At 55.2% G+C, this 26,718-nt stretch carries 27 protein-coding genes and 1 riboswitch; of the genes, 17 read left to right on the forward strand and 10 right to left on the reverse strand.

Going from position 1 to position 26,718, the window contains the following annotated elements; translation table 11 throughout:
- Window positions 1-9 precede the first annotated feature (9 nt).
- Complete coding sequence (locus AC27KL_RS18900) at window positions 10-912, reverse strand: DMT family transporter (RefSeq protein WP_487170648.1); 903 nt, start codon at window positions 910-912, stop codon at window positions 10-12.
- A 167-nt stretch (window positions 913-1,079) separates the two neighbouring features.
- Between AC27KL_RS18900 and AC27KL_RS18905 the strand changes: the two genes are divergently transcribed.
- Window positions 1,080-1,340, forward strand: a complete 261-nt coding sequence (locus tag AC27KL_RS18905; protein WP_212952288.1) for a YqkE family protein — start codon at window positions 1,080-1,082, stop codon at window positions 1,338-1,340.
- 82 nt (window positions 1,341-1,422) lie between these two features.
- Here the strand turns inward: AC27KL_RS18905 and AC27KL_RS18910 are convergent, their stop codons facing one another.
- The 7 genes from AC27KL_RS18910 to lplA all read right to left on the reverse strand — a co-directional run bounded on the left by AC27KL_RS18910 (window position 1,423) and on the right by lplA (window position 7,873).
- A complete protein-coding gene (locus AC27KL_RS18910; protein ID WP_487170649.1) occupies window positions 1,423-2,526 on the reverse strand; it encodes a DUF1835 domain-containing protein in 1,104 nt (367 codons plus the stop codon).
- A 57-nt stretch (window positions 2,527-2,583) separates the two neighbouring features.
- The gene (locus tag AC27KL_RS18915; RefSeq protein WP_487170650.1) at window positions 2,584-3,465 is read right to left on the reverse strand and encodes an AraC family transcriptional regulator; all 882 of its coding nucleotides are present in this window, start codon (window positions 3,463-3,465) and stop codon (window positions 2,584-2,586) included.
- 85 nt (window positions 3,466-3,550) lie between these two features.
- Complete coding sequence (locus AC27KL_RS18920; protein WP_487170651.1) at window positions 3,551-3,997, reverse strand: copper amine oxidase N-terminal domain-containing protein; 447 nt, start codon at window positions 3,995-3,997, stop codon at window positions 3,551-3,553.
- 347 nt (window positions 3,998-4,344) lie between these two features.
- Window positions 4,345-4,806: a hypothetical protein gene (locus AC27KL_RS18925; protein ID WP_487170652.1), complete on the reverse strand. Its 462-nt coding sequence runs from the start codon at window positions 4,804-4,806 to the stop codon at window positions 4,345-4,347.
- Window positions 4,807-4,810: 4 nt separating this feature from the next.
- Window positions 4,811-5,602: a hypothetical protein gene (locus tag AC27KL_RS18930; RefSeq protein WP_487170653.1), complete on the reverse strand. Its 792-nt coding sequence runs from the start codon at window positions 5,600-5,602 to the stop codon at window positions 4,811-4,813.
- Between the two features lie 59 nt (window positions 5,603-5,661).
- A complete protein-coding gene (locus tag AC27KL_RS18935) occupies window positions 5,662-6,123 on the reverse strand; it encodes a CBO0543 family protein (protein WP_487170654.1) in 462 nt (153 codons plus the stop codon).
- Between the two features lie 745 nt (window positions 6,124-6,868).
- On the reverse strand, window positions 6,869-7,873 hold the full coding sequence (lplA, locus tag AC27KL_RS18940) for a lipoate--protein ligase (protein ID WP_487170655.1): 1,005 nt from the start codon (window positions 7,871-7,873) through the stop codon (window positions 6,869-6,871).
- Between the two features lie 288 nt (window positions 7,874-8,161).
- On the opposite strand from lplA, the gene cobD reads away from it, so the two are divergent.
- From cobD to AC27KL_RS19005, 13 genes are all read left to right on the forward strand, one after another.
- On the forward strand, window positions 8,162-9,265 hold the full coding sequence (gene cobD / locus AC27KL_RS18945; RefSeq protein WP_487170656.1) for a threonine-phosphate decarboxylase CobD: 1,104 nt from the start codon (window positions 8,162-8,164) through the stop codon (window positions 9,263-9,265).
- Window positions 9,266-9,483: 218 nt separating this feature from the next.
- Window positions 9,484-10,206: an adenosylcobinamide amidohydrolase gene (locus AC27KL_RS18950; protein ID WP_487170657.1), complete on the forward strand. Its 723-nt coding sequence runs from the start codon at window positions 9,484-9,486 to the stop codon at window positions 10,204-10,206.
- Window positions 10,203-11,168, forward strand: a complete 966-nt coding sequence (cbiB, locus tag AC27KL_RS18955; RefSeq protein WP_487170706.1) for an adenosylcobinamide-phosphate synthase CbiB — start codon at window positions 10,203-10,205, stop codon at window positions 11,166-11,168. Before AC27KL_RS18950 ends, cbiB begins: the two co-directional genes overlap by 4 nt.
- Window positions 11,159-11,782, forward strand: coding sequence for a histidine phosphatase family protein (locus AC27KL_RS18960; RefSeq protein ID WP_487170658.1), 624 nt, complete (start codon window positions 11,159-11,161; stop codon window positions 11,780-11,782). The genes cbiB and AC27KL_RS18960 overlap by 10 nt, the downstream gene beginning before the upstream one ends.
- Window positions 11,783-11,945: 163 nt before the next feature.
- Window positions 11,946-12,155: riboswitch (cobalamin riboswitch) on the forward strand.
- Between the two features lie 276 nt (window positions 12,156-12,431).
- Entirely contained in the window at window positions 12,432-13,430 is a 999-nt protein-coding gene (locus tag AC27KL_RS18965; RefSeq protein WP_487170659.1) for an ABC transporter substrate-binding protein, read from the forward strand.
- Window positions 13,430-14,476, forward strand: a complete 1,047-nt coding sequence (locus AC27KL_RS18970; RefSeq protein WP_339322154.1) for a FecCD family ABC transporter permease — start codon at window positions 13,430-13,432, stop codon at window positions 14,474-14,476. Before AC27KL_RS18965 ends, AC27KL_RS18970 begins: the two co-directional genes overlap by 1 nt.
- The gene (locus AC27KL_RS18975; RefSeq protein WP_339322153.1) at window positions 14,473-15,279 is read left to right on the forward strand and encodes an ABC transporter ATP-binding protein; all 807 of its coding nucleotides are present in this window, start codon (window positions 14,473-14,475) and stop codon (window positions 15,277-15,279) included. Before AC27KL_RS18970 ends, AC27KL_RS18975 begins: the two co-directional genes overlap by 4 nt.
- The gene (cobT, locus tag AC27KL_RS18980; protein WP_487170660.1) at window positions 15,279-16,334 is read left to right on the forward strand and encodes a nicotinate-nucleotide--dimethylbenzimidazole phosphoribosyltransferase; all 1,056 of its coding nucleotides are present in this window, start codon (window positions 15,279-15,281) and stop codon (window positions 16,332-16,334) included. The genes AC27KL_RS18975 and cobT overlap by 1 nt, the downstream gene beginning before the upstream one ends.
- Before the next feature lie 5 nt (window positions 16,335-16,339).
- Window positions 16,340-16,897 (forward strand): bifunctional adenosylcobinamide kinase/adenosylcobinamide-phosphate guanylyltransferase, encoded by a 558-nt coding sequence (cobU, locus tag AC27KL_RS18985; protein ID WP_487170661.1) that lies wholly within the window; start codon window positions 16,340-16,342, stop codon window positions 16,895-16,897.
- Window positions 16,894-17,703: an adenosylcobinamide-GDP ribazoletransferase gene (cobS, locus tag AC27KL_RS18990; protein ID WP_487170662.1), complete on the forward strand. Its 810-nt coding sequence runs from the start codon at window positions 16,894-16,896 to the stop codon at window positions 17,701-17,703. Before cobU ends, cobS begins: the two co-directional genes overlap by 4 nt.
- A 77-nt stretch (window positions 17,704-17,780) precedes the next feature.
- Window positions 17,781-19,325, forward strand: a complete 1,545-nt coding sequence (locus AC27KL_RS18995; protein ID WP_487170707.1) for a cobyric acid synthase — start codon at window positions 17,781-17,783, stop codon at window positions 19,323-19,325.
- A 358-nt stretch (window positions 19,326-19,683) separates the two neighbouring features.
- A complete protein-coding gene (locus AC27KL_RS19000; protein WP_212952801.1) occupies window positions 19,684-21,078 on the forward strand; it encodes an L-cystine transporter in 1,395 nt (464 codons plus the stop codon).
- Window positions 21,079-21,388: 310 nt separating this feature from the next.
- A complete protein-coding gene (locus tag AC27KL_RS19005) occupies window positions 21,389-22,111 on the forward strand; it encodes a queuosine precursor transporter (protein WP_487170663.1) in 723 nt (240 codons plus the stop codon).
- A gap of 143 nt (window positions 22,112-22,254) precedes the next feature.
- Here AC27KL_RS19005 and AC27KL_RS19010 read toward each other — a convergent pair whose 3' ends face one another.
- Window positions 22,255-23,346, reverse strand: a complete 1,092-nt coding sequence (locus AC27KL_RS19010; RefSeq protein WP_487170664.1) for a M24 family metallopeptidase — start codon at window positions 23,344-23,346, stop codon at window positions 22,255-22,257.
- Between the two features lie 207 nt (window positions 23,347-23,553).
- Window positions 23,554-24,291: an MBL fold metallo-hydrolase gene (locus tag AC27KL_RS19015; RefSeq protein WP_487170665.1), complete on the reverse strand. Its 738-nt coding sequence runs from the start codon at window positions 24,289-24,291 to the stop codon at window positions 23,554-23,556.
- Between the two features lie 231 nt (window positions 24,292-24,522).
- Here AC27KL_RS19015 and AC27KL_RS19020 point away from each other — a divergent pair, with 231 nt between their 5' ends.
- The 3 genes from AC27KL_RS19020 to AC27KL_RS19030 all read left to right on the forward strand — a co-directional run bounded on the left by AC27KL_RS19020 (window position 24,523) and on the right by AC27KL_RS19030 (window position 26,586).
- Window positions 24,523-25,398, forward strand: a complete 876-nt coding sequence (locus AC27KL_RS19020) for an SDR family oxidoreductase (protein ID WP_487170666.1) — start codon at window positions 24,523-24,525, stop codon at window positions 25,396-25,398.
- Window positions 25,395-25,946 carry a DUF2569 domain-containing protein gene (locus AC27KL_RS19025; RefSeq protein WP_339322145.1) on the forward strand — a complete coding sequence of 184 codons (552 nt, stop codon included), beginning with the start codon at window positions 25,395-25,397 and terminating at the stop codon, window positions 25,944-25,946. The genes AC27KL_RS19020 and AC27KL_RS19025 overlap by 4 nt, the downstream gene beginning before the upstream one ends.
- A 130-nt stretch (window positions 25,947-26,076) precedes the next feature.
- Entirely contained in the window at window positions 26,077-26,586 is a 510-nt protein-coding gene (locus AC27KL_RS19030) for a GNAT family N-acetyltransferase (protein WP_339322144.1), read from the forward strand.
- Window positions 26,587-26,718 lie beyond the last annotated feature (132 nt).

Here is a 26,718-nt window from a genome sequence, read left to right on the forward strand (position 1 = left end):
CGGCTTCCTTTATTGTACCGTAGGGGGCGCGGATTTCAATTCCGCAATAATCATGCCTGCGAAAATAAACAGGCAGCCGACCCCGGCGGCGACGCCGAGCGTTTCTCCCCCGAACCACAAGCCGGTAAGGGCGGCAAAAACCGGTTCCATCGCAAAAATGACCGCCACCCGGGACGGGCTCGTATATTTTTGGCAGACGGTTTGAATCCAGAACGCAAACGCGCTAGTAGGTCCGATCGAAACGGCCAGCGCCCATAATACCTCCGGCTGCAGCAGCTTGTCCATTGTTTGGGCAGCGGGCCCTATATCCTCGAACAGCAGCGATCCGATCAAGCTAAGCAGGCCGACGACGGCCATTTGCAGCGCCGCCAGCGGCAGCGCGGGATAACGGGGCGCGAAAATGCCGGTATAGGCGATATGAAGGGCGAACCCGATCGCGCACAGGAAAACGAGCACATCCCCTTTGTTCATTTCAAACGCGGAACCGGCAAAGGTCAGCAGGTACAGTCCACAGGCCGCCAGCAGGGCGCTCAGCCACGTAAAACGCGAAATCGGATGCTTGAGCAAGACCAGCGCCAGGAAGGGAACCAAAACGACCGATAACCCCGTGATAAAGCCGGCATTGGAGGTCGTGGTGTACAGCAGGCCGACCGTTTGAAACGCATAACCCAAAAACAAAAAAAGACCCAGCAGGCAGGCATGGAGCAGCATGCGGATGCTGACGGCACGCCACTGGCCGCGGTAAAACACCGTGATGATCAAAGCAAGCAACACCGCCGCCCCGACGAAGCGGATGCCGTTGAAAGCCAGCGGAGGCAGCACCCTCACGGCATGCTGGACGATCAGGAACGTGCATCCCCACATCGCGGCGACGATGAGCAGGCTGAGATCGGCAAGACGAGAGCGGTTCAATGAAGTCATTCCTTTCATGCATGAACCCCGGGCGCTTTCTATCAGCCCCAAGGCAAGTGACCAAATTGTATCGCAAATCCGCCGGGCGGACAAGAAAAATTGCCGAAAACCTACCTGACCTTAAACGGGAAACCTGCTATAATGTGGGGTGAAACGGAGTTGATGACATGGCCAAAAAACGAAAACAGGATGCGGCCGTGAAGCCGCAGGCGGCGGACAAGCCGGCAACCCTGAAAGATCTTTTGAGCAGCGAGGTGCTGAGCAAGCTGAAGCAGCAGTCGGAGGAATTAAAAGCCGAGCAGCAGAAGCAAAAGGAAGCCGAGCTGAAAAAAGCGGAGGAAGCGCGCAAAGCCGAGCAAAAACGCCGCGATAACGACTTTGAATATTTGCTTGAAAACAGCAATATGGACTGGAAGAAATATAAATGACCGACGGAAAAGCTGCCCGTATAGGCAGCTTTTCGTATGTCGCGTCAGGCTCATGATTACGGCAGAGAGCGTTATTCATGGATCATGGCACATTCGTTGAACTCCCGGGACTCATGCGGTCCTGAGCGGTCCGCTTTTTAAGCCTCACCCCGTAATATCGCATCGCCCGCGGCACGCCTTTGATTTCCAGCCGCCCCTCATAAATGAGATGCCGGAGCCGGTACTCAAAAAAGACATCCCCGATATAGTCATCCCACATGCCGATGGCTTGGCCGATCACGCGGGCCGCTTTGATGAATTCATGCTCCGGGATGCTGTTTTGAAGTTCCTCTACGGTTTGAAGCAAATAGGCATCGAGGTGGTCCAAGCCGACGCTCCGGAGACCATCGTCTTCCCACAGACGCAGCGCCTCGCGCCGACCGGACAACTCCAGCCATTTGTCCTCCAGCTGCCGCCGGATCTCGCCAGGGATCGGATCTTCCTGTTCGGCTTCCATGTATACCTCTTGCAGTTTTTCAGGGGTGATCTCGCCCGTATGGTTGTATTTGCACCAATAATCCGGCGTGTTGTATTTTTTGCCGCAGGCTTCGTCCGCATCGATGATATGGATGGGGTTCGGATGGTGCCGCAGCAAATAAACGGCCCACAGCAAACCCGTCCGCTCATGGGCGTTTTTACAGCTCCAAATGACGATGCGCGCTTCTGGAGGAATCTCGGACAGCTGCTTTACGAGCTCCTCATGGTATTCTTCATAGCTAATCCCGTCATCTTTTCGGGACTTGTTAATGTGATCCCTGAACCATTCCTCCCTGCGTTTTCGGCCTTCTTCCGTATGAAGATCATGCAGCGGGCCAAACGCAAAATAATCCTGGTCGAACGAAACGATTTTGTCCGTGTCGACACGACCCAGCGCCTCAATCACGCATTTTAAACTCCCGGCGGGCGAGTGGCCGAAGGCCACATGGACCGTTTTTGTGCCCGCATCAGGCTGCCAGCGGCGGACCTGGTTTTGGCGGATGTCAAGAAGATGGTCGTACATCTCTTTTAGAAAAGGGTACAGCTCTTCTTTTGCAAGCTGGCCGATTGCAGCGGCCTCAACCTGATGAAACGTCAGCAACAGCAACTGCTTCAGTTCTTGCGCGGAAAGCTGGTTCAATGCTTCTTTCATCTTCACGATTTTGTCCATCTTCCGAATCCTTTCTTTCCGAAATGACTGTATAGCCTGGAACGCCGCTTTAACCGCTTAAGACCGTCGATGCTTTAGCCGATATTGATGCGGTGTCGCCCCGGTTTTTCTTTTAAAAATGCCGTGGAAAAATTTCGGGTCCTGGTACCCGGATAGTTCGGCGATGTAGGGGATTTTAAACGAAGTTTCTCGCAGCAGGCGGCAGCTCCGGTCAATCCGGACATTCTGCAAATACGTCAGAAACGTCACGCCGCAGTATCGCCTGAACATGCGCTGGACGTATCCGGTAGAAACGTTCAGCTGTCCGGCCAACTTTCCGATCGTAAACTGGGATTCGCCGCAGCGTTTATGAACGATGCTCAGCATCTCTTCGAACAACGGGTCTTGATTGCATGCCTCCCCGGTGCTGAACAATTGGCGGTCGAGAAGTCCCAGCAATTCCAGCAGCTTTCCGCATAGGATGGCCCGATAGCCGTCCGCTTTGCGGATATATTCGGAGTACAGGCCGGTAAAAAGCAGCGCGAAGTCGCCGCTGTTGTCCGTCGTTTTCAGCCAGGAGGGCGGCGAATTTTCGTCAGACCGCAGCGACAGGTATTCGAGAAGCCGTTGAGGAAGCGGGATCGATTCGGACCATTGCTCGATCGTCCGCGGATGAAAAACGCAGTTATAGATGACGATCGGCTCTTTCGACGACACCGCGGTTGGCCGAAACACATGCGTCGTTCCGACGGGTAGGACAAAAACGTCGCCTTTCTCCGCGGCGACCCGATCTTCGCCGATATAATGGAATCCCCGCCCTTCGGCGACGTAATTGATTTCGACGAAATCATGGCCGTGCTGCGGTGTTTCGAATGATTCCGCGATCCGGTTCACGAAGATGCTTTCATTCGGGTTCAGCAACGAATCGATCTGCATGATCACAAACGAGCTTTTTCTCAAAGGAAGTCCTCCCTTTAGAAATGATCCGGTATCCCCTATTCGTATGCAATGAATGCCCCATTTTTACGTTCTTTGGTTCATTGGTTTAACTTTGAGGGAAATGAATATATATGGATGCGTCATTAGCTGTTTTTTTCCATTCGACATTTGCTCCTAATGTCTCAGCGATAAATCTGAGGTTTACATAAAAAGTACTGTTGTCTGGATTAAAAGTAGGGACCTGATTCAGAACTTGAACTTTTCCATTTACGTAAGCCTCATTGCCATTATGAATAAGTTTGATCGATGTTTCACCTTTTGTTGCGGTAGCTGACTTTGTCTTATTGTCCCAAACTACAGTCATACCGAATTTTTCAAAAATAGGCCTCATCGGGACTAAAGTGGCTCCGCTGTATGTTACGCTTGCGTAAATATCCATTTTCTCATTATTTATGAAGATTGAAGGTTTTTCTCGAGAAGCAAAGGCCGCATGTACCCCAAATATCATAGAAATGGCCATAGTCGAAATGAATAATTTTACCGTAGTCTTCATTTTGCAAATTCCTCCTTTGAAGTTTAATAGGCAATAGATATCATTGCATCCATTGCCTATTAACTACGATATTTATATAACGACTATCTACGGTAATTGTTACGGTGTTATTGATGTCGCGAGTAACATAAGCATGATTGGGGATAACTCAAGGAATGAAATGGATCGCTACCTTGCTAAGCCTTGCGTTTAGTATTCGGAAGCTCTGCCGATGGATGAAACGGAAGCTCCCGTAGATCTGTATATGTTAATCGTTGGTCATGTCAAATCAGCAATAACCTTATCTATTCGGTCAATTGCCTGCTGAAATCCAAAGCTTGGAGGATCGGACTTCCAAAATCTATTTCCTATATGACTCGTGCTGTCCCGAATGCATAATAATGCCACAAAATATCCTCCACCGTGTCAGCTTGGGCTTCATCGCACTCAATGATGAGGATTACTTCCGAATTTTTTCCTCGTAACAAACGTTGTTTCTTTTTGATGACCTTATAGTAGAATACGTCGATGCAAATCCCAAGAAAAAAACCGCTTGCTGCACCGATCAGTCCCCAATAAATTGGCCCCCATGCCAGTTTGAAACCAACGCTAGCCCCAATGACAGCAAACGCAGTCCCAAGGGTTGCTCCGGTGCTAATCAGTGAAATGCCGTCGGCGTTATGAATGCTATCCAACAATCTCCGCTCCGTTTTGCGATTCGTTAAGGGGACAGCGAAAATATGTTCTTTTTTAATTCCGTTTTTCTCCAGCTCAGTAATCGCGATTTCTAAATTCGTGGAATGCTCAAATGTTGAAAATATCTGTACCATCGTTTTATACCACCACTTTTCCCTTTTTCACTTGAAATGAGGGGTTTTGGTAATGTTTGATCAGGAAGTCCTTTTGCTCGGAGTCAAATAGCTTGTTGTTTTCTACGGTGTTCACATATGAATCATAGACTGCAAATCCCCATATGGAAGGCATAAACAGCAACCATTGTTTGTCAAGCACGGCGGTTGACATTGCAATTTGACCAAGAAACAGGTAATGGACGGATAAAAGAATTTTGGAAAAATATACAAACACAATTGTCCAAGCCAGTGTGAAAAACGCGGTAAGCAAGCGATGGATGTGCAGCTGCCCAAGCCCCGGCATAAATAAGGACCATATGACCGACATGGCGGGCATTCGTTTGTCCAAATAATTGATCTCCATCGCTCCGATGGAAAATGAGTTGAATGGCGCATTTTCCCTTTCCGCGAGCAAATAAACTTTGTTCATATCGACCGAGGTCCGGTAACTGTCCCAAATGCCAAAAAGATACACCGGAATATACATGAGCATCCACCGGGGGTCCAGCACTTTTTTCGCTTCCTCAATATTGCCGCAAAACGAATATACCATGGCCAAATTGATCTTTGCGTTGCAATTTACAATCACTTCCCACATAAACAAGGAGAGACCGCGTAAATATTTGCTTAACAGGAGGTGACCAAAACCAGGGAAGGCTGCAGACCACCAGGCAATGAAATACGGATTGCGGATATGTATTTGGGTGGTACCGGCAATGGAGATATGGGCTTTGTATCGGCGGAACTTGTTTTCTACATTTCTGTAATTGTCCAAGGGTTACCTCCATGAATGTCCATTTAAAAGTCGCATAATTCCAGATAAATTGCATACTTCTACCGTTCTTGACTATGATCGATCTGCTTTTTCACGAAACTCAGATTACAGACAAGAATCCAGAAAATAAAGGGATACAATAAAGCGGAATACCACAGTTTCCAACCATTGTAATAAAAAAAGTCGGTCTGCAACGTGAGCCACTCAAAGCCGGTTGAAAACGCCGACCAGACCAAGATATAAGTGATTTTGGACAGCAATTTCCCATGCACAGGAAAAAAGTTCAGGAACAGAAAGCTAATGGAAGGAATATACATTAGAATTCCCAACAAGGCCAGCCACTGAAAGCCGGGGGAGAGATAACCGTAAAGGTTATAATGCAGATCGAGCACCATATCCGTTGTGAGACCAAACGAGTAGGCAAAGAAGGAAGTAGCGTAAATCTCGATCCTGCTTAAATTTTTAGAGACTGAAAAGGATGCAGCGATCAGCAATAAAAAAAACACAAAAATATAGACCATTAGAATTGACCCTTCCTGTTTTTTACACGCATAATTTGCCTAATTCTATTATTGGACGATTGAGATCATAATAAACCCCAGTCCATTCCAATGGTTGCCATTAGCCAAATGGTCTCTTTTTTGATGATGTCCGTTCAGGGCCTGAGATGACTGGTTTAATCCGCGATCCGGTATCCCCTATTCGAATGCAATGAATGCCTCATTTTTTATGTTGTTTGGTTCAATATACCAGAGACAGGAAAAGGATACATGGGGCGAAGAAGGAGCAGTCCGTGAGGTTGCGCGTTTATGATGTGAGATGCGAATATATGAAGAGTCCGCTCGGCATCGGGCCGATCCGGCCGAGACAGAGCTGGAGGCTGGAGGCGGGCCAAGGGGAGAGGCATGTGCTGCAAGCGGCTTCCGGTTGGATGGAGGGATCGTCCGTGCCCGAGCGTACGCCACGGCGCTTGGCGCGTAACGGCTTGAAATCAACGGCTACAAGGCGGGCGACGGCAGGAGGAAAATCAACGAATACCGGAGCCACGAGCACCCGAAGTCGGGGCTTATGCTCGGAGCATCGAAACTGCCCAAGCGCTCATGCCGGCAGCAGAGGAATGATCCTATCCTGAGCTGCCCGGGGCGAACGGACGATTTCAATGAAGAATTGTAATTGCCCCGTAATAATAAAAAACAGCATCCTTGCCGGAAGCAAGATGCTGTTTTTTTTTTTGCAGTTATGTTTAAAAAGCGTAATCGCCTAAGTTTAATCTTCCAAAAAGACGAGCCCGATGAAGTCGTCCATTTCGATATTGCCGAAGTAATGGTTAATATCGATGCCTTGAAGGGCTTCACGAACTTCGGACTCTTCGTAACGTTTGCCGCGCAGCTTGTCCTCGATGTCGGCCACGTCGCCCACGCCGAAAAAGTCGCCGTAGATTTTGATGTTCTGAATGCGCGCGTCCTTGATGTCCATCCGGATGTCGATGATGCCGACGGGGAAACGTTTCGTATGTTTGACGTTCGATTCCGGCGATTGGCCGTAGTTCCATTCCCAGTTTTGGTACCGCTCTTTGGAGATTTGGTTGATCTTTTCCCAATCGGCTTCGGTCAGACGATATTGCGGCACGTCTTTCGGATCCATGTTGAAAATGGCACGCAGCAGTTCGGAGCGGAATTCCTCGATCGTCATTTTGTGGTCCATCAGGTCGCTGATGTTGGCGACGCGGCTGCGGACGGATTTGGTGCTTTTGGATTTGAATTTTTCCGGATTGGCGTTCAAGGAAGCTTGGACGTCATCCAGGTTCAGGTTGAACATGAGCGTGCCGTGGCTGAACATCCGGCCCCGGGTGGCGAACTGGGCGTTGCCGGAAATTTTTTGCTCTCCGACCTGCAGGTCGTTGCGGCCGCTGAGTTCGGCATTCACCCCCATGCTGCGCAGCGCGTCGATCACCGGCTGGGTAAACTTCAGGAAGTTGTGGAAGGACTGGCCGTCGTCTTTGGTAATGAAGCTGAAGTTCAGGTTGCCGAGGTCGTGATAAACCGCGCCCCCGCCGGAAAGCCGCCGCACCACCTGGATATTGTGGTCTCTGACGTATTCCTGGTTGATCTCTTCGATCGTATTTTGATGCTTGCCGATAATGATGGAAGGACGGTTGATGTAGAACAGCAGGTAACTGTCTTCCTCCATCGGCAAATGCTTAAGGGTAAATTCCTCGATGGCCAGGTTGATGGCCGGGTCGGTGATGCCTTGGTTATCGATAAACAGCATGGCTTGACTCCTCCGTTTAAAGGCCTGTATTCGATCTCTTTGGTTTTTGCAAAATGAAAAACGAGCTTCGCCGGGATCTTTTTGGATACATACGCCAAACGCGCCTGCAACCTCCCTAAAAACATAGCCCGAATGCGGCTTAAACCGGCTTTCGCAAAATCCAAAGCAGCTTACGAATCTATTGTAAACCAATCGATTGCAAGAAACAAAAAAGAATTTGCATTGACGCCGCAAAAACATTGACGCCATAATGGATTCAATTAGGGTGAACAGACAGGAGTGCAGCATATGCTGGAAAGATACGGGCATGGCGGGGATTTGGAAAGCGCTGCGGAAACTTACGGCCGGGGCGCTTTTTTGGATTTCAGCGCCAACATCAACCCGCTGGGGCCGCCTCCCGGCGTCATGGTGAAGCTGCGGGACGCGCTGTCTGCGGTCATTCGTTATCCCGACCCGGGGCACCGGGGGCTGAAAGAGCTGCTGAGCGTCCGTTTGGGCGTTCGGCCGGAGCAGCTGTGCATCGGCAACGGGGCGGCGGAGTGCATGGCGCTCATTTTGCTGGCGCTGCGTCCCCGGAAGGTGGGGATCGTCGAACCTTGTTTTTCGGAATACCGGCAGTTGTCGAAGCAGTTCGGGGCCGAAGTGCAGTCGGTGTACGGCACGCGTGACAACGGATGGAGGGCCGAGGCCGATGGGATCGAAAAGCTGCTGCGAGCCGTCGATCTGCTGTTTATCGGCCAGCCCAACAATCCGAACGGAATCCAATACGATATGGAAGTTTTGCGCCGTTTGGCAGACGCGGCGGAGCGCTGCGGCACCTATTTGGTGATCGACGAGGCGTTTATCGATTTTATACCGGACAAGGACCGGCAGACGCTGCTGCCGGAGCTTGCCCGGTATCCGCGGACGATGCTGGTCCGTTCGATGACGAAGTTTTACGCGATTCCGGGCCTGCGGCTCGGGTTTGCCGCGGCGCATCCGGATCTGGTGCAGGCCATGACCGGCAAGCAGGTCACGTGGAGCGTGAACGGGTTGGCGCTGCTTGCCGGGGAAGCCTGTTTGCAAAGCGGCGAAGGTTACGAGCGGGATACGATCAATCTCATCACGGAACAAAGAGGATTGTTGGCCGCGGGGTTAAGGAAGCTGGGCTGCGACGTGACCGAGGGAGAAGCGAATTTTCTGCTGGCGGGCCTTCCGGCTCCATGGACGGCGGAGAAGATGCAAACGGAAATGGGCCGGCGGGGCGTGCTGATCCGAAGCTGCGCCATGTACCCCGGGCTGGGTCGAGAGCATATCCGGGTTGCGGTCAAAACGCATGCGGACAATACGCGGCTGTTGGACGTCATGGGAGAGGTCATCGCCGGAACGCCACCCTGGATCGAGGGCAGCTGAGAAGCCAAAGAAAATTTGGGGAAATTAAGATGATCAGCTAAAGGGAAGGTAACTTTTCAAGCGTTGCGATTGGCTTTAGCGGGCTGCGATTGCCGGTCCGTAGGCGGATCGGAGGCGTTTTGACGGGTGAAAACCTGCGGCCGAAGCCGTGTCTATCAATAGGGATTTTTGAACGAGGACTGGAAAAATAAAGAGATACAATCTAAGGGGGAAGCGGTTTGGCAACACCTTTTTTGACCGAAAAAGAAACTGAATACGCATCAAACGTTTGGCCGGGGCTCGTGCTTCGGAAAGGGGAGCGGCATCTGCTGCTTCAGGCGCCGGGACCGTTCGACGCGATGGGAAGCGCGGTGTACGGCGGGGGCGTGGCGCGGCTGCGCAGAATGGCCAACATTTATGTGGACAAACATTACGATTGCTCTGACCCGGTGCGCGACGTGGCCGATTGGCTGCGGGAATGGCGATACCCCGTGGATACGACCGCCGGGCTTCTGACCGCGGTTCAGCTGAAGCACGCTTCGGTTATGGAGGAGCACAACGGGGAGGCTGCCGTCTTATGCTGCGTGACCGCCGGAACCTCCAATGCCGCCAAAGCGGGCTCGGAACGGACGACCTATCCGGCGTATCGCCCCGGAACGGTGAACATCATGCTGATGATCGATGCGAAGCTGACCCAGGCGGCGATGGTCAATACGATCATGACGGCGGTGGAAGCGAAGGCGGCCGCTCTCGCCGACCTTGACGTGCGCGATGCGGAGAACGGGCTTGTGGCCACGGGAACGACCTCAGATGCGATCATGCTCGGGGTGAGCCAAAGCGCAGCGTATCCCGTGGAGCATATGTATGCGGGGACGGCCACCGCTCTCGGCGGCATGGTGGGACGCGCGGTGTACGGCGCGGTGAAGGAGGCTTTGCTGACGGCATGGGCGGAGCGGCAATAACGGCGATGGCCGTGTTGGCCGGGGCTTTTGCATTGGATCTGCTGATCGGCGACCCGCGCTGGATTCCGCATCCCGTCATTCAGATGGGCAAGGCGATCAAAGCCATGGAGAATGGGATTCGCCGGCAATTCCGGCCTGAACAATTCAAGCTGGCGGGAATCCTGCTGCCTGTCGTTGTCGCCGGGGGGGCATTGGTTGTCACTTGGGCGCTGCTCAAGGTACTAAACGCGATCCATCCCTGGCTTGGCTGGGCGGCGGAGGCGGTGCTGATCGCCACGACGATTGCCGTTAAAGGGCTGAAGGATGCGGGGATGGAGGTGTACCGTCATCTCGCTTCCGGCGATCTGACGGCGGCGCGCCGGAGCCTCGGCATGATCGTCGGGCGCGAAACCTCGCATTTGGACGATCCGGAGATCGTCCGGGGGACCGTCGAAACGGTCGCCGAAAACATCGTGGATGCGGTCATTTCCCCGCTGCTGTATGCGCTGATCGGCGGAGCCCCGCTGGCCATGGCGTACCGTGCGGTGAACACCCTCGATTCGATGGTCGGCTACAAAAACGAAAAATACATTCACCTCGGCTGGGCTTCGGCCCGGCTCGACGACATCGCCAACTGGATTCCGGCAAGATTGACGGCGCTGCTGCTTACCGTGTCGGCTTTTTTTCTCCGGATGAATGGGCGCAGAGCCTGGCTCACGATGCGCCGGGATGCGCGAAAGCACCCGAGCCCGAACAGCGGCTTTCCCGAATCGACCGTCGCGGGCGCGCTCGGGATTCGGCTCGGCGGGGTCAACGTATACCATGGCGTCGAATCGTTCAGGGCCTATATGGGAGACGCGCTCAGACCGATGGAATCCCGCGACATTTTGCTGGCTAACCGGCTGCTTTTGACCGTCTCGGTGTTGTTCGTCCTGCTGGCTTTGCTGGCCGTTTGGGCGGCGGGAGGCGCGTTATGGACATAAAGCGGCTGGAGATCGTTTTGATGAGACATGGTTCAACGCCGTGGAACGAAGAGAAACGATATTTGGGGCACACCGACATCGGCCTTAGCCCTCGGGGCAGGGACGAGCTGGCTGCCGTCCGCGAAAAGCTGCGGGACCGGAGCTTCGGCATGATCTATTGCAGCGATTTGTCGCGGTGCCGGGAAAGTTTGCGCGAGGTGCGTCCGGACTTGATCGAAAAAGCGGTGTACGATTCCCGCTTGCGCGAAATGGATTTTGGCGCGTGGGAAGGGCACACCTACGACCAGCTCAAGGATATCGCCTTGTACCGGCAATGGCTGGACGATCCGAAACATGCTACCCCGCCGCAAGGCGAATCTTGGGAGGCTTTTGAAAGCCGAATCGCCAAGTTTTTGGCAGGCATGCTGCAGGAAGCGGAAACAGGAGCGCCTGAACACGGGGAGTCCGCTCCCGTCCTGCTTGTGGCGCATGGCGGGGTCATCCGGCAGATCGTACATGTGTTTATGCACGCCGTCGCTTTTTGGGATATCCGCATCGAACCCGGAAACCTGCTTGTCCTGACGCTGGAACGGACGGAGGAAGGCTGGAGCGGCGCGGAGCTTGGGAGTGTTTGACGTAAGGAAACCACGCCCGGCCATAAACGGATTCCGCACTGAACACCGTAATGGCTCGTTGGCTTGAGGCGGTCGGCGCGAACGATTCTCTCAAAATCAGATTGTCACCTCTTCCATCTTCCCCTATAATCAACAACTAGAGATGCATTGCCTGGAATAAATGAATAATGAACGCTGATGAGGTCCCGGAAAGCGGCGCAGCGCCGCTTCTTCGGGTGAAAAGGGAAGCCGGTGCAAATCCGGCACGGTCCCGCCACTGTAAAACAGGTATGTCCCGATATGCCACTGTTCCGCCACGAAGGCGGGATGGGAAGGCCGGGACGATATCGCCCCGCCTGTAAGTCAGGAGACCTGCCTCATGAGCTTAATGACGGTCCTTCGAGGAAAAGGATTACGTTGCAGCACTTACCGGCGGAAGGCATTCATGCCATTCGCCCATGAGGTGTGCCTGCCCGTCCCCGCGGTTTTTCCGCAAGATGCGGCAGGCAACGTGATCCCTGGTTCTTTGACGATAAGAATCAGGGTTTTTTTGATGATATCAGCAAGGATAAACTTTCGCGAGGTACCGTCAAAGCCGCATTCATGAACGTTCTATTGCCAGGCCTCTTGTGCGTCAAAGAAAAAGAACCCATAGAGGAGAGAACAGTACATGAATTTGTCTATCAAAAGATGGTCCACCGGCCTTGCGGCTTTGCTGCTCGCGTTATCGCTTGCGGCTTGCGGCAGCAAGGAACAATCCGCGCCTCAGGAGCCTGCCAAGCAGGAGCAGGAGGCCTCCCAGCAGCAAACGCAGACGGACAGCCTGAAAACGACGTACCCGCTTACGCTGCAGGACGCGACGGGCGAATCCTTTACGTTCAACGAAGCCCCGAAAAAAATCGTGTCGGTGTCGCCGGCCGAAACCGAAGCGCTGTTTGCGATCGGGCTCGGGAACGAAATCGTCGGCGTATCCGATTTTGACGATTATCCCGAAGAGGCCAAAAGCAAGCCGAAAATGGGCGGCATCATGAAGCCGAACGAGGAAGCGATCATCGCGGCCCAGCCGGATATCGTTTTTACGGGCATTTCCATGAGCGAGGAAGCGGTCAAAAAAATGCGCGGGCTCGGCATCAAGATTTTCAAAACCGATCCGAAAACGGTGGACGACGTCATTCAAAATATCGAAACGTACGGCAAAATCACCGATCATCAGGCCGAAGCCCAAAAAGTGGTCGACCAGATGAAAGCAGAAGAAAACAAAGTCGTCGAGGCCGTCAAATCCTTGTCCGGCGACAAGAAGAAAAAAGTGTACATCGAGTTTTCCCCGGGCTGGACCGTCGGAAAAGGCGAGTTTATGGATGAGCTGATCAACTTGGCCGGGGGAATCAACGTGGCCGCGGACACGCAGGGCTGGAATGAAATCAGCGAAGAGAAGATCATTAAAGATAATCCCGACGTCATTTTGTATGCCAAAAGCGTGGTCGACGATAAAACGAAAAAAGGCTTGGGCGACATCATCAAAGGCCGCAGCGGCTGGGATCAAATTACGGCCGTCAAAAACGGAGCGGTCATCGGACTAGACGACAACCTGCTCAGCCGTCCGGGCCCGCGCGTGACGCAAGGCCTGCAAGAGGTTGCCAAAGCCATTTATCCGGAGTTGTTTAAATAATGAGCAAAAAGCTGGCAGGTTACGGAGGGATCGGCCTGGCGCTGCTGGTGCTGACCCTGCTGGTCTGTCTGGGGATCGGCTCGGTCGCGCTGCCGGTGAAGGATATCGCGTTGATCGTGCTTCACCGTCTGCCGGGAGTTTCCGGTCTCATTCATCCGACGTGGGATCCGTCGTTTGAGCAAATCATCCTTAAGGTGCGACTGCCTCGCGTGCTGCTGGGCATGCTGGTCGGGGCCGCGCTGGCGGTGGCAGGCTCCGGCTTTCAAGGCGTGCTGCGCAATCCGCTCGCCGATCCGTTTACGCTCGGCGTCTCCTCGGGTTCCGCCGTCGGCGCGTCGATGCTGATCTTTTTCGGTTTGCAGTATTCGCTGATCGGCGCGTGGACGCTGCCTGCGGTCGCTTTTGTCACGGGAGCGTTGACGTTGTGGGGCGTGATGGCGCTGGCCCGCGAAAGAGGCAAAATTCCGACGAACAGCCTCATTTTGTCGGGCGTCGTGATGCAGTCCTTTCTCGGAGCGGTGGTTTCGTTTTTAACCGCGATGTCCAAGGAAACGGTCAACGAAATTTTATATTGGACAATGGGCAGCCTGAGCCTGCGTGGATGGTCGTATACGGCCATCCTTTTGCCTTATTTTCTGGCGGGGTTCCTGCTCGTTTGGAGCCGGGCCCGCTCGCTGAACCTGCTGGCGCTCGGAGAGCGGCAGGCCGCGCATTTGGGCGTGAACGTCGAAGGGCTCAAACTTACGGTGCTGCTCGTCAGCACCCTGCTGACGGCGGCAGCCGTTTCGATGGCCGGCGTGATCGGTTTCGTGGGGCTCGTGATTCCGCACGTGGTCCGGCTGATCGCGGGCTCCGACTACAGGCTGATCGTGCCGCTTTCCGCGATCGGCGGCGGCATATTTATGGTCTGGGCGGATACGATCGCGCGCTCCCTGCTGGCGCCGACCGAAATTCCGCTTGGCGTCGTGACCGCCTTTGTCGGAGCTCCGTTTTTCGGTTATTTGCTATACCGCAGCAAGAAACAGCGAAAGGGGATGGGCGCATGATCGAGGCCATCGGCGCAGGGAAGGCGTATGGAGGCGTCACGGCCTTGCATGGATTGGACTGGACGGTCCGGGAAGGCGAATGGTGGGGGATCATCGGTCCGAACGGAAGCGGAAAATCGACGCTGATGCGCCTGCTGTCGGGCGTGGAACGCGCAAGCTCCGGGATGATCCGCATCCGGGGCCGGCAGGTCGAAGACTACGGCCGCAAGGAGTTGTCGCGGATGATGGCCGTCCTCCAGCAGGAAGGGATGATGCCTGTTCCTTACCGGGTGCGCGAAGTGCTGGAAATGGGCCGCCACCCCTACTTGAATTGGCTCGGGCAGGACCCGAAAGAAAACGTGGACGTGATGATCGACGGCATTATGGAGAAGCTCGATCTCCTTGATTTGGCGGACCGTCATGTGGATGAATTGAGCGGCGGACAGCGGCAGCGGGTGGCCTTGGGTCAGGTCATGGCGCAAGAGCCGCAAATATTACTGCTTGACGAACCGACGACCTTTTTGGATATTCATTACCAGCAGCAGTTTATGGAACTTGTGGCCAAGTGGAGGGATGAGGCAGGGATCACCGTGGTCGCCGTGCTGCATGATCTCAATTTGGCTGCGCTTTATTGCGACAAGCTGCTCGTGCTGCGTGACGGAAGGGCCGTCAGCATGGGGACGCCGGAGGACATGCTGACATCGGAGCGGATCCGGTCCGTATACGACGTGGAGCCCGTCATCGTGGCTCATCCCGTCTATGGCGCGCCCCAGGTTCTTTTGTCCAAGGCAGCGTTAAAGCGAAATAAGGAGGAGGGAAATTAATGGGTTTTCTAGAGCAGTATGTGGAACGAATCCCCGCGCCGGATATGGAAGCCTCGCGCGCGGCAGCGGCCCATATCGGGAACTTGACGGTTCCTCCCGGCGCCTTGGGGAAGCTGGAATCGCTTGCCGTTCAGCTGGCGGGCATTACGGGACGAATCAAACCTTCGTTCGAAAAAAAAGCGGTCATCATTATGGCGGCGGACCACGGCGTATGCGAAGAGGGGGTCAGCGCATTTCCGCAGGAAGTGACGACACAGATGATCCACAACTTTCTGTCAGGCGGCGCCGCGGTTAACGTGCTTGCCCGCCAAGCAGGGGCGAAGGTGGTATGCGTGGATATCGGCGTCAATAACGATATCTCCCATCCGGCGCTCGTTTCCCGCAAAGTCCGCTTCGGCACGGCCAACATGGCCAAAGGCCCCGCGATGACGCGCGAAGAGGCGATCCGGTCCATCGAGACCGGCATCCGCATCGTCGAAGACGAGGTTCGGCGCGGCGTCGGCATTTTCGTGACCGGCGAAATGGGGATCGGCAACACGACGGCCAGCGCCGCCGTCATGTGCGCCATGACCAACACCGATCCGGCGAAAGCAGCCGGACGCGGCACGGGGCTTGATGATGAACGGCTGAAGCATAAAATTGAAGTCATTGAAAAAGCTTTGCAGCTGAATGCGCCGGATGCGGCGGATCCGATCGACGTACTGGCCAAAGTCGGGGGACTCGAGATCGGCGGATTGATCGGGGTGATTTTGGGCGCGGCGGCGAACCGCTGTCCGGTCGTGATCGACGGCTTCATCTCAAGCGCCGCGGCGCTTTTGGCGCGTGTCATTTCCCCGGAAGCCGCCGGGTACATGGTGGCCTCCCATATCTCCCAGGAGAAGGGGCACCTCCAGCTGCTTGAGGCGCTGGATCTTCGTCCCGGACTCGATCTGGACATGCGGATCGGCGAAGGAACGGGCGGCGTGCTTGGGCTTACATTGGTGGATGCGGCCTGCCGCATCGTCAGCGAGATGGCGACGTTCGAAAGCGCCGGCATCTCCGGAAACGGAGCGTGAGGGCGATGGGCATTTTGGTTACCGGCGGGGCCAGGAGCGGGAAAAGTTCGTTTGCCGAGCGTTGGATCATGGCGAACGCGCAGGAGGCCGTGTACGTGGCGACGTCCCAAGCGTTCGACGCGGAGATGAAACAGCGGATCGCCCTGCATAAGCAGCAGCGGGATCGGGCGGAATTCCGCTGGAACACGATGGAGGAGCCGCTGAAGCTGCCGGAGCTGCTTTCGTCGCTGCATGCCGGCTCCGAAACGCCGGCGGTGCTGGTGGACTGCTTGACGTTGTGGCTGACCAACGTGATTTTGGCGGCGGAGGAACAGGAACATTTGGAGCGGTCGATCCGGGAAGCCATCGACCGGCTGGTGGCAGCGGTCCAAGCTTACCCCGGGCCGCTCGTGCTCGTCACGAACGAAGTCGGGGACGGGATCGTGCCGGAATATCCGCTGGGCAGATTGTTCCGCGATTACGCGGGAATTCTGAACCAATCGGTCGCCCGCGTCTGCGAGCAGGTCTTTCTGGTGACGGTCGGCATCCCGATCGAACTCAAAAGCAGGGAGTACCGGTTATGAATCCGGGCCTGCAAGCCGTGGCGGCGGCTTTTCAATTTCTGACCCGGTTTCCGGTCAAAGCGCATCTGGATTACACGCCCGAGCTGTTCCGGCGGAGCACGCGCCATTATCCGCTTGCGGGCGCGGCGATTGGCGCGGTGGTATGGTGTGTCGCGGCCGCTGCTCTGTACTTGCTTCCGCCGCTGCCTGCCGCGGTGCTGACGCTGGCCGTGTGGGTTGCCTTGACCGGCGGGCTGCATTTGGACGGATGGATGGACACCGCGGACGGGCTCTTGAGCTACAGGCCGCGGGAGCAGATGCTGGAGATTATGAAGGACAGCCGGGTCGGCGCGATGGGCGTCATGGCCTGCGTGCTGCTTCTGCTGCTGAAGGCATCGCTGCTTTATTCGCTGCTGGTCGGGGGCTTGCCGCCGCTCGTGCTGCTGCTGCCGCCGGTCTGGAGCCGGTGGTTTATGGTGCATGCGATGGCGTCGTGGCCGATGGCCCGCGGCAACAAAGGACTCGCCGGCAGCAATTTTAACGGCATGGAGAAACGCCACAGTTTGGCGGCACTGCCGGGGGCCCTTCTTCTTGCCGCAGCCGCGGCGGCGCTCTGTCCGCTGCTCGGCATCGGGGAGTGGACATATTTGCAGGCAGGCCTGGCCTGGGTGGCGTTGCCTCTTGCAGCCTGGGCGGGGGGAACGTGGGCGGCGCGGCGCATGGCCCGCAAGCTCGGCGGCCTGACCGGCGACACGTACGGCGCGCTGAACGAGGGGATCGAAACGCTGCTGCTGCTCGTGCTTACGATCATTCAGTATCGGTTATAAATGGATATAGATAGAGGAGGAAACCGCAGGTGACGGAGGACAAGGGAACAGGGAGCGTTAAACAAGCGGCGGTGCTGATGCTGCAAGGGACAGCTTCGGATGTGGGCAAAAGCGTCCTTACGGCCGCGCTCTGCCGGATCTTCGTGCAGGACGGCTTCCGCACGGCTCCGTTCAAATCGCAAAACATGGCGCTGAATTCCTATGTGACGGCCGACGGCAAGGAAATCGGGAGGGCTCAAGGCATGCAGGCCGAAGCGTGCGGGATCGAAGCGACGACGGACATGAATCCGATCCTGATCAAGCCGACGCACGACATGCATTCCCAGATCGTCGTCCATGGCCGGCCTTTGGCGAATATGAGCGCGGCGGACTACCGCAGCCGGTATTTGCCGACGGCCAAAGCAACCGTCATGGAGGCGCTGGAACGCTTGCGCTCCGCATACGATATCGTCGTGATGGAAGGCGCGGGCAGCCCCGCCGAGATCAACCTGAAAGACCGGGATATCGTCAACATGAATTTGGCCGGCTGGGCGGACGCGCCCGTCGTGCTGGTGGCGGACATCGACCGCGGGGGCGTGTTCGCCTTCCTCGTGGGCACGCTGGAGCTGCTGGAGCCCCATGAACGTGCGCGCGTCAAGGGATTTATCATCAACAAGTTCCGCGGGGACCTGTCGCTGCTGCAGCCGGGGCTGGACTGGCTGGAGGAGCGGACCGGCATTCCCGTGCTTGGCGTGATCCCCTATATCCATGATCTTCGATTGGAAGCGGAAGACTCCGTAGCACTTGAAGAGCGAAAACAGCCCGCGGCTGAAAAAGCGCCTTCCGGCGGCATCGATATTGCGGTGATCCGCACGCCGCGCATTTCCAATTTTACGGACTTCGATCCGCTCGGCGGAGAAGCCGGCGTGTCCGTGCGTTTCGTCAGCCGATCCGCAGAGCTGGGGCAGCCGGACGTCATCGTTTTGCCCGGTACGAAAAACACGATCGGCGATCTCAGGTTCATCCGGGAGCAGGGCTTCGAAGCTGCGATTGCCGAGGCGATGCGGTCCGAAACGGTCCAGCTCATCGGCATATGCGGCGGGTACCAGATGCTGGGCAGAACGCTGTCCGATCCGGCAGGGCTGGAAAACCCGCATGCGGCGGAGACGGAAGGCCTCGGCTATCTGCCGCTTGCCACCGTTTTTGCCGAAGACAAACGAACGGTGCGGGTCAGCGGCCAAGTGCTGCCGGAATGCCCGCTGCGCCTGGAACGCGATCCAGGCCGTGAATCTTTCACGGTAGAAGGTTACGAGATACATATGGGACGAACCGCCGTGCTTGAAAGCGGTCATTTGAAGGTCCAACCGCTTTTCCAAATCCATGAGTCCGGCGGGGAAGCCAAAGCGGAAGGATGCGGCACGGCCAGCGGCCGGGTGTGGGGCACGTATGTGCACGGCATTTTCCATAACGACGGGTTCCGCAGGAGCTGGCTGAATGCGATCCGCGCGGCGAAGGGGCTGCGGCGGGAGGCGGAGACTTTTTCGGTGCAAGCGCTAAAGGAACGGGAATTCGACCGCGTCGCGGAAACGGTGAGACGGCATGTGAGCATGGACGAGATTTACAAGCTGCTCGGCATGAAATGAGATGCGAGGTTCCTGCGGGGCATGTCCGCCTTCGGATAAAAAAAGCAGAAACCGGCGGATACGGTTATAAATTGAACGAAATAGGAAAAAACTGAGGAGAAGTCATCCAAAATTACAAGGGATGACTTCTTTTTGCGTCATATCCCCGAAATTGTCCTAAAATTAATCCTATCCAAATACTATGAATTGTGCTAAACTTAAAATCACTTTCGAAGCTGATTGAGGAGCTTGCCGATTCTACCGGCGTTAAAGCTTGCTTTCGGCCAGTCATCATACATCATCAAAGGCCAAGCAATTTCCGCCTGCGGACGGGGAACGCTGAAGGGCCTTAAGAATAACAAGGGGTGCTATAAAAGAGATGAACACATTATGGGTTGTTGTCAATGTGATCGTCATGCTGGCCTTGATCGGCCTTCTGCTGTGGATGCAGAAAAAGCATGTATCGTTCACGAAACGCGTGTTTGCCGGTCTCGGACTCGGCGTCGTGTTTGGCGTCGTACTGCAGTTGATTTTCGGCGTCGATTCCAAAGTGATATCGAAGTCGGTCGACTGGTTCAATTTGGCGGGTTACGGCTATGTCGGCCTGCTGCAGATGGTGGTCATTCCGCTGATCATGGTTTCGATCATTTCCGCCATCATGAATTTGAAGGGCAGACAAAATCTCGGCAAAATGAGCGGTTCGATCATCGCCGTGCTGCTGATCACCGTAGCGATTGCAGCCGCGGTAAGTATCGCGACCAGCCTCAGCTTTAACCTGAAAGCCATCGACATCAAAGCGGGCGACCGCGAGGCGCAGCAGGGACAGAAGCTGGAGCAGAAGCTTGGCGATGTCCAGGATAAAACGATTCCGCAGCAAATCCTGGAATTCGTGCCGACGAATCCGTTCGCCGATATGACGGGCGCGCGCCGTTCGTCCACGCTGGCCGTCGTTATTTTCTCCGCGTTCATTGGTGTGGCGGTGCTCGGCATCGACCGCAAAAAGCCGGAGCAGGCGGCCACCTTCCGAAAAATGGTTGAAGCGGTCTACGCGGTGGTACTCAGGATCGTAACGCTCGTCTTGAGGCTGACGCCGTACGGCATCCTCGCCTTGATTACGAAGACGGTGGCGACCACCAACGTCGACGAAATTCTGAAGCTGATCAAATTCGTCATTGCATCTTATGTCGCTTTGATCGTGATGTTTATCATTCACTTGATTATCGTTGCTCTCTTCGGATTTAATCCGGTGCAATACGTCAAAAAGGTATTCCCGACGCTGACCTTCGCTTTCACTTCCCGTTCGAGCGCGGCGACGATTCCGCTGAACGTGGAGACGCAAACGAAGAAGCTGGGCGTCTCCGAAGGGATCGCCAACCTGTCCGCAACCTTCGGGGCCACGATCGGGCAAAACGGCTGCGCCGGCATTTACCCGGCCATGCTGGCCTGCATGATCGCGCCGACGGTCGGCATCGATCCGCTGAGCTGGAGCTTTATCGTGCAGTTGATCCTGATCGTCGTCATCAGTTCCTTCGGCGTTGCCGGCGTAGGCGGCGGGGCGACGTTCGCTTCCCTGATCGTCTTGTCCACGATGAACCTTCCGGTGGCGCTCGCCGGCCTCCTGATCTCGGTTGAACCGCTGATCGACATGGGCCGTACGGCGCTGAACGTCAACGACTCGATGGTCGCGGGGCTGGTATCCAGCAAAATTTTGAAAGAGAACGACCATGACGTCTTCAACAAGGACGTGGATCTGGACCATGCCGTCCAGGCATAATCCGGTCAACGTTTAATCAGAACGTTCTTCTCCCGGGATTTGCGGCGCTTCGATTTAACATGTGCGTAGGTTGAACGAGGTCTCTCTAGGGCTTGCCTGCAACATCCCGACATATAGATGGTTTGGAGCTTCGGCGGATGCCGGGGCTCTTTTTTTCGTTCACGCCCGGCTTTGCCCGCATGTTTTTTCAGAAAAAAACAATAGCCACAAGGGGACGAATTATGTTACATTAGAACATGTTTTTGGGCCAAGACGCCCGGAAACCGCGGTTCGAAACCATCCCGCGTAATCAAAACTAGGAGGAAACATCATGTTTAATTTGCTTTGGGGTATCGTGTACGTACTCGTCAATTTTTCGCTGTACTTGCTCTGTTACCGGCTGTTCGGCAAAAAAGGCCTGTACGCCTGGATCGGCGTCGCCACCGTCGTAGCCAACATTCAGGTGACCAAAACGATCGAAATGTTCGGCATCGCCATGACGCTGGGCAATACGATGTATGTCAGCCTGTACATGACCAGCGATCTGCTGAACGAAAAATACGGCAGGCAGGAGGCGCGGAAGGCCGTCTGGTTCGGCTTTTTTACGCTGATCATCACGACGGTGCTGATGCAGATGGCGCTTTATTTCAAGCCGATGGGCGGCGCGGACGACGAAATGCAGAAGGCGCTGCAAAGCATTTTCGGATTGATGCCGCGTCTGGCGCTCGGAAGCTTGACCGCGTATTTCGTGAGCCAGTTCCTGGACGTGAAGCTGTACAGCTGGATCCGCAAGTTTTACGGCAAACGCCATCAGTTCTGGATCCGCAACAACGGCAGCACGATGATCAGCTCGCTGGTGGATACGCTCGTCTTTTGCGTCATCGCGTTTGCGGGAAGAGAAGGTTTTACGTGGACCGTATGGCTGGAAGTTTTCCTGACGACGTATATCATCAAGTTCATTTTGACCGCCGTGGGGACGCCGTTTTTGTATATCGCCCGCGACTTCAAGTTTGCCGATGAGGAACCTGGCGCAAACCGTCCGGCACAATCGTAACTGCGAGCTTTTTCTCTTGAACGGTCGGCGAAAGCATATACATTCTGTACGCATAAAAAAACCGGATGCAGCATCCCAAAAGGATGAGGCATTCCGGTTTTTTGTTGTTTTTCAAGCGGCGAACGAGTGCTCTAAACGCTTGGTCAGCCTTCGAGAATGGTCAATTCTTTCGGATAGGACGTCAGCACTTCCACGCCGTTGTCCGTCACGAAAATGTCGTCTTCGATCCGCACGCCGCCAAGGCCCGCGACATAGACGCCCGGTTCGACGGTGAACACCATGCCGGGCTGCACAAGATCGGCGTTGTTGCCGTGCACGGAAGGATATTCATGCACATCCATGCCGAGGCCGTGGCCGAGGCGATGCAGGAAATACGGGCCGTAGCCTGCGTTTTCGATCGCATCCCGGGCCGCTTTGTCCACCGACGCGAGCGTCACGCCCGGTTTGATGGCTTGAATGCCCTGCAGGTTGGCTTCTAATACGGCGTTGTATATCTTTTTCAGTTCCGGAGAGATGTCTCCCACCGCAAACGTGCGGGTAATGTCGGAGGCGTAGCCGTCCGCGTAAACCCCCATATCGAACATCAGCAGGTCGCCGTGCTGGATTTTGCGGTCTCCCGGCGTGCCGTGCGGCAAGGCCGTTTTCGGTCCGGACAAGACCATCGTTTCGAAGGAAGGGCCCTGCGCACCGAGTTTCTTCATTAAGTATTCCAGCTCGGCGACGATTTCGATTTCGGTCACGCCGGTTTTGACGCTTCTCAGCCCTTGGCGCAGCACCTCTTCGATCAGTTCCATCGCGTGTTTCATCCGTTTGATCTCTTCCGGCGATTTGTTCACGCGCATGCTGCGCAGCAGCGGGCCGATATCCGCGTATTGCTTGGCCGAAACGGCTGCGGACAGCTCTTCGTAACGGGCGACGGTCAGCTGTTCCTTCTCGATGCCGAGCGTGCCGATGCTGCCTTTAAACAGCCGCTGCAGCAGCTCATACGGATTGTCCGTGTCGCTGTGGGTCACGATGTTTTTGACGCTGGATGCGGCGTTTGCCGCTTCCGCGTCCAGGGCCGGCACGATCAGCGTCGGCTCTTCGCCGCGAACGAGCAGCAGGCCGAGAAAACGTTCATGCGGATCGCTGGCAAATCCGGTCAAATAGTATACATGTTTGGGATCGGTCACCAGCAGGCTGTCCCATCCCTTTTCATTCATGGATTGTTCCAATTGTTCGATACGACTGCTCATCATCCCATCTTCCTTTCTTTAACAAAGCTCTCCCGTGCGAATCGCTCTTCCATTGTACACCCAAGCGTTAGGGGGATGAACAGTTTTCCGGCGCTCTCACCAAAAAACTCCCTGTAAAAAGAATTTACGCGGAACGTTAAAGATGGCGGTTTTTCAGCCGGAATCGACGATCCGCACTTTTCAAGAAAGCTTGCTTGCGTGGACTTTTTATGCCTGTTCCAGCGTGCGGATCAGCTCGGCAAGGCGTTCGGATGGATGGTCATCGTACAGGCCCCCATGATAGCAAAAGATTTTTTGCAGCGGCAAACCGGTCAGCTTGTGCATGCTCTGTACGGCTTCGTCCATGTCCAGGGTGAAAAAACCTTCCGGAGGTCCCGCCAAATCCCCGTCAACGACGCGCAGCTCGTCCGCGGCCAGCAGCAGCTGTTCTTCAGGCAGATACAAGCAGATATGGCCAGGGGTATGGCCCGGCGTATGAATGACGCGCATGCCTCCGTGGATATCGAGCACGTCGCCGTCTGCGAGCACGCGGGAGATCCGGATGGAAGGCAGCTTGTCGAAAAGGGAGCGGATGGCGGTTTGCGCAGCTTCGGGCATTTGGGAAATGCGCTCGTCCGTCATTTTGATGATGCGTTTTTCGCCCGTGATGTACGGAATGTCATCGGCATGCGCCCACACCTCGATATTCGGATTTTCGGCGATAAACGCCGCCAAGTTTCCGATATGGTCAATATCCTGATGCGTCAAAATAATCCGTTTAATGTCCGACAGCTGCAGTCCGGCTTCGCGGATCGCCCGGGTCATCTGGTCCATTTGCCCGATCATGCCGGTATCCACCAGCGTTGCCCCCTCTTGATCCCACAGCAGCACGGGTTGGTAATAAGGCTGGGCAGCTCCAGGCTGCGCGTATAGTTCGATCGACACGATGCGTTCTCCAAGTTTCATATGTTCTCCGGATAATATCCGGCACACCTCCTTCGGTTTTCTATTCTACTTCATTATAATCCGTCAGAGCGGCAAATAAAAAACGCAGGCCTTGGGTCAAAAGGAAAACCAACGGTTGCTTTCCTCGTGCGGGCATGTTTAATTACAGATAGGGAGAAATAGGAAAAGACTGGACGGCGGGCAGACATTGGGATGATGTGAAGCTAAAAAAGGGACGGGAGGAACGAAACGATGGGCAAATTGATGGTTGTCACCGGGGCCAATTCGGGCATGGGGCTTGCATCCACGATTGCGCTGGCCAAGCAGGGAGCGGACGTCGTGATGGTGTGCCGCAACGAACGACGGGGGCAGGAAGCGCTGGCAGAGGCTGTGCGGCAAAGCGGTTCGGATCGTATTCAATTGATGCTTTGCGACTTGGGCCGTTTGGACAGCATACGGGAATTCGCCAAGGCGTTCCGGGAGCGTTACAGCAAGCTTGACGTGCTGCTCAACAATGCCGGCGTCGTCATGCTGAAAAGGCAGGAGACGGCCGACGGCTTCGAAATGGACATGGGGGTCAATCACCTGGGTCATTTTTTGCTGACGAATTTGCTGCTGGAGCCGCTGCTGGCCGCCAAGCAGGGAAGGGTCGTGACGGTCGCCTCCGGCGCGTATAAGGCGGGGAAAATCCATTTCGACGATCCGTTCCTGACGCGCGGATTCAACCCGGCCAAAGCTTATGGGCAGTCGAAGCTGGCGAACATTTTGTTTACGAAGGAGCTCGCTTCGCGCCTGGCCGGTACTTCGGTCACCGCCAACTGCCTGCATCCGGGAGCGGTCGGAACCCAAATCGGCGTCAACCGCGATACCGGGTTCGGCAAAACGGTGCTGGCCATGCTGAAGCCGTTTTTCCTCACTCCTGAAAAAGGGGCCGAAACGGCGGTGTATCTCGCTTCCGACCCGGAGGCGGGGCAGTTTAGCGGGCAATATTTTTACAAGAAAAAACCGCAGCCGCTCGCGGCCAAAGCCGAAAACATGGAGGATGCCAAACGTCTGTGGGCGTGGAGCTGCCGTCAGGTGGGGATCGAAGACGAACCTGTCGAGCGCAACGAAAGGAGAACGCGATGAATCCAAACGATAACCTGGAACGCGAGACGAGGCCGGCGAGGGGGCAGCCGCCGTTATCCATGCGGACGGATGTGCCCCAAGGGCTGGGCGGATGGTTAGTGCTTTTGCAGATCAACATGTATTATTCGCTGTTATTGTTTTCCGATTATTTCTTCCGGGGCTTGCTTCCGATCTATTCTTCGGAGACTTGGCATTCCTTGACGTCCCCGGACGGCGCATACTACAATCCGCACGCCAAACGGCTGTTTATGCTGGAAACCTTGTCCACGGCCGTCATGCTGGGCCTGCTCGTCGTCGCCTTGGTGCTGCTCTACCGGAAAAAGTCCGCGTTTCCATGGATCATGATTTGTTATTTTGTGCTGACCGTGTTGTTTGATTTGGGAACAAGCATGGTGTTCGACCGGTTTTTGACGTATGAGGATTTGGGAGGAGCCGAACGGGATCAATATACGAAAACCGGGCTGGTCATTCAGCGGTTAACCTTTTGCGTCGTGTGGACGGCGTATTTGCTCCGTTCCCAACGGGTGAAAAATACGTTCGTGAACTAACCCATGACGGGAAGGCCCGGCCTGTGACGGAGGGTCATCCCTAAAATCTGCCGTATAGCGCTCCCGCCGTTCTTCCATTACAATAGAAAACAAAATCTATCGGACTCGCTCGAGGAGGACTGTTTGCAGCATGACATGGGACAACTATACGATCGAAGATGCCGTACTTGAAGATTTGCCGGACATCGTCGCCATTTACAACTCAACCGTTGCCGGAAGGCAAGTGACAGCGGATTTGGAGCCGGTAACGGTGGAAAGCCGCCGGCGCTGGTTTGACGAGCATAACAGCCATCACCGCCCGCTGTGGGTCATGAAGTCGGAGGGGAAGACGGTCGCTTGGCTGAGCTTTCAATCCTTTTATGGCCGGGCCGCTTACAATGCGACGGCGGAGATCAGCATTTATGTGTCGGAGGAGTGCCGCGGCAAGGGCGCGGGCGGTATTTTGCTGGAAAAAGCGTTTGAAGCCTGTCCGCGTCTGGGGCTCAAAAGACTGGTCGGTTTCGTGTTCGGCCACAACGATCCGAGCCTCAAGCTGCTGAGAAAGTATGGTTTTGAGGATTGGGGATTGCTGCCGGGCGTGGCCGAACTGGATGGCATCGAGCGCGATCTCGTGATCGTGGGGAAAAAGGTGGAGGCATAAGTTCGAGATGAAAGTCCAGGCGTAAAGATAGCGGAGCCGCCAAAAGCAGACCCTAAACATACGCTGGAAGCCGCATTCCATTTTCACCATTCAATTCAAAAGCCGATCTTGTCTGTTACGAAACAGTGCGAG

The organism is Paenibacillus sp. YAE3, from assembly GCF_057546105.1.

Excerpts from the sequence above, each read along its gene's own strand:
- AC27KL_RS18905 (WP_212952288.1), top strand. The coding sequence starts at position 1,080 with ATGGCCAAAAAACGAAAACAGGATGCGGCCGTGAAGCCGCAGGCGGCG.
- AC27KL_RS18910 (WP_487170649.1), bottom strand. The coding sequence starts at position 2,526 with ATGGACAAAATCGTGAAGATGAAAGAAGCATTGAACCAGCTTTCCGCG.
- AC27KL_RS18920 (WP_487170651.1), bottom strand. The coding sequence starts at position 3,997 with ATGAAGACTACGGTAAAATTATTCATTTCGACTATGGCCATTTCTATG.
- AC27KL_RS18925 (WP_487170652.1), bottom strand. The coding sequence starts at position 4,806 with ATGGTACAGATATTTTCAACATTTGAGCATTCCACGAATTTAGAAATC.
- AC27KL_RS18935 (WP_487170654.1), bottom strand. The coding sequence starts at position 6,123 with ATGGTCTATATTTTTGTGTTTTTTTTATTGCTGATCGCTGCATCCTTT.
- lplA (WP_487170655.1), bottom strand. The coding sequence starts at position 7,873 with ATGCTGTTTATCGATAACCAAGGCATCACCGACCCGGCCATCAACCTG.
- cobD (WP_487170656.1), top strand. The coding sequence starts at position 8,162 with ATGCTGGAAAGATACGGGCATGGCGGGGATTTGGAAAGCGCTGCGGAA.
- AC27KL_RS18960 (WP_487170658.1), top strand. The coding sequence starts at position 11,159 with ATGGACATAAAGCGGCTGGAGATCGTTTTGATGAGACATGGTTCAACG.
- AC27KL_RS18965 (WP_487170659.1), top strand. The coding sequence starts at position 12,432 with ATGAATTTGTCTATCAAAAGATGGTCCACCGGCCTTGCGGCTTTGCTG.
- AC27KL_RS18970 (WP_339322154.1), top strand. The coding sequence starts at position 13,430 with ATGAGCAAAAAGCTGGCAGGTTACGGAGGGATCGGCCTGGCGCTGCTG.
- AC27KL_RS18975 (WP_339322153.1), top strand. The coding sequence starts at position 14,473 with ATGATCGAGGCCATCGGCGCAGGGAAGGCGTATGGAGGCGTCACGGCC.
- cobT (WP_487170660.1), top strand. The coding sequence starts at position 15,279 with ATGGGTTTTCTAGAGCAGTATGTGGAACGAATCCCCGCGCCGGATATG.
- cobU (WP_487170661.1), top strand. The coding sequence starts at position 16,340 with ATGGGCATTTTGGTTACCGGCGGGGCCAGGAGCGGGAAAAGTTCGTTT.
- cobS (WP_487170662.1), top strand. The coding sequence starts at position 16,894 with ATGAATCCGGGCCTGCAAGCCGTGGCGGCGGCTTTTCAATTTCTGACC.
- AC27KL_RS18995 (WP_487170707.1), top strand. The coding sequence starts at position 17,781 with ATGCTGCAAGGGACAGCTTCGGATGTGGGCAAAAGCGTCCTTACGGCC.
- AC27KL_RS19000 (WP_212952801.1), top strand. The coding sequence starts at position 19,684 with ATGAACACATTATGGGTTGTTGTCAATGTGATCGTCATGCTGGCCTTG.
- AC27KL_RS19005 (WP_487170663.1), top strand. The coding sequence starts at position 21,389 with ATGTTTAATTTGCTTTGGGGTATCGTGTACGTACTCGTCAATTTTTCG.
- AC27KL_RS19010 (WP_487170664.1), bottom strand. The coding sequence starts at position 23,346 with ATGAGCAGTCGTATCGAACAATTGGAACAATCCATGAATGAAAAGGGA.
- AC27KL_RS19015 (WP_487170665.1), bottom strand. The coding sequence starts at position 24,291 with ATGAAACTTGGAGAACGCATCGTGTCGATCGAACTATACGCGCAGCCT.
- AC27KL_RS19020 (WP_487170666.1), top strand. The coding sequence starts at position 24,523 with ATGGGCAAATTGATGGTTGTCACCGGGGCCAATTCGGGCATGGGGCTT.
- AC27KL_RS19025 (WP_339322145.1), top strand. The coding sequence starts at position 25,395 with ATGAATCCAAACGATAACCTGGAACGCGAGACGAGGCCGGCGAGGGGG.
- AC27KL_RS19030 (WP_339322144.1), top strand. The coding sequence starts at position 26,077 with ATGACATGGGACAACTATACGATCGAAGATGCCGTACTTGAAGATTTG.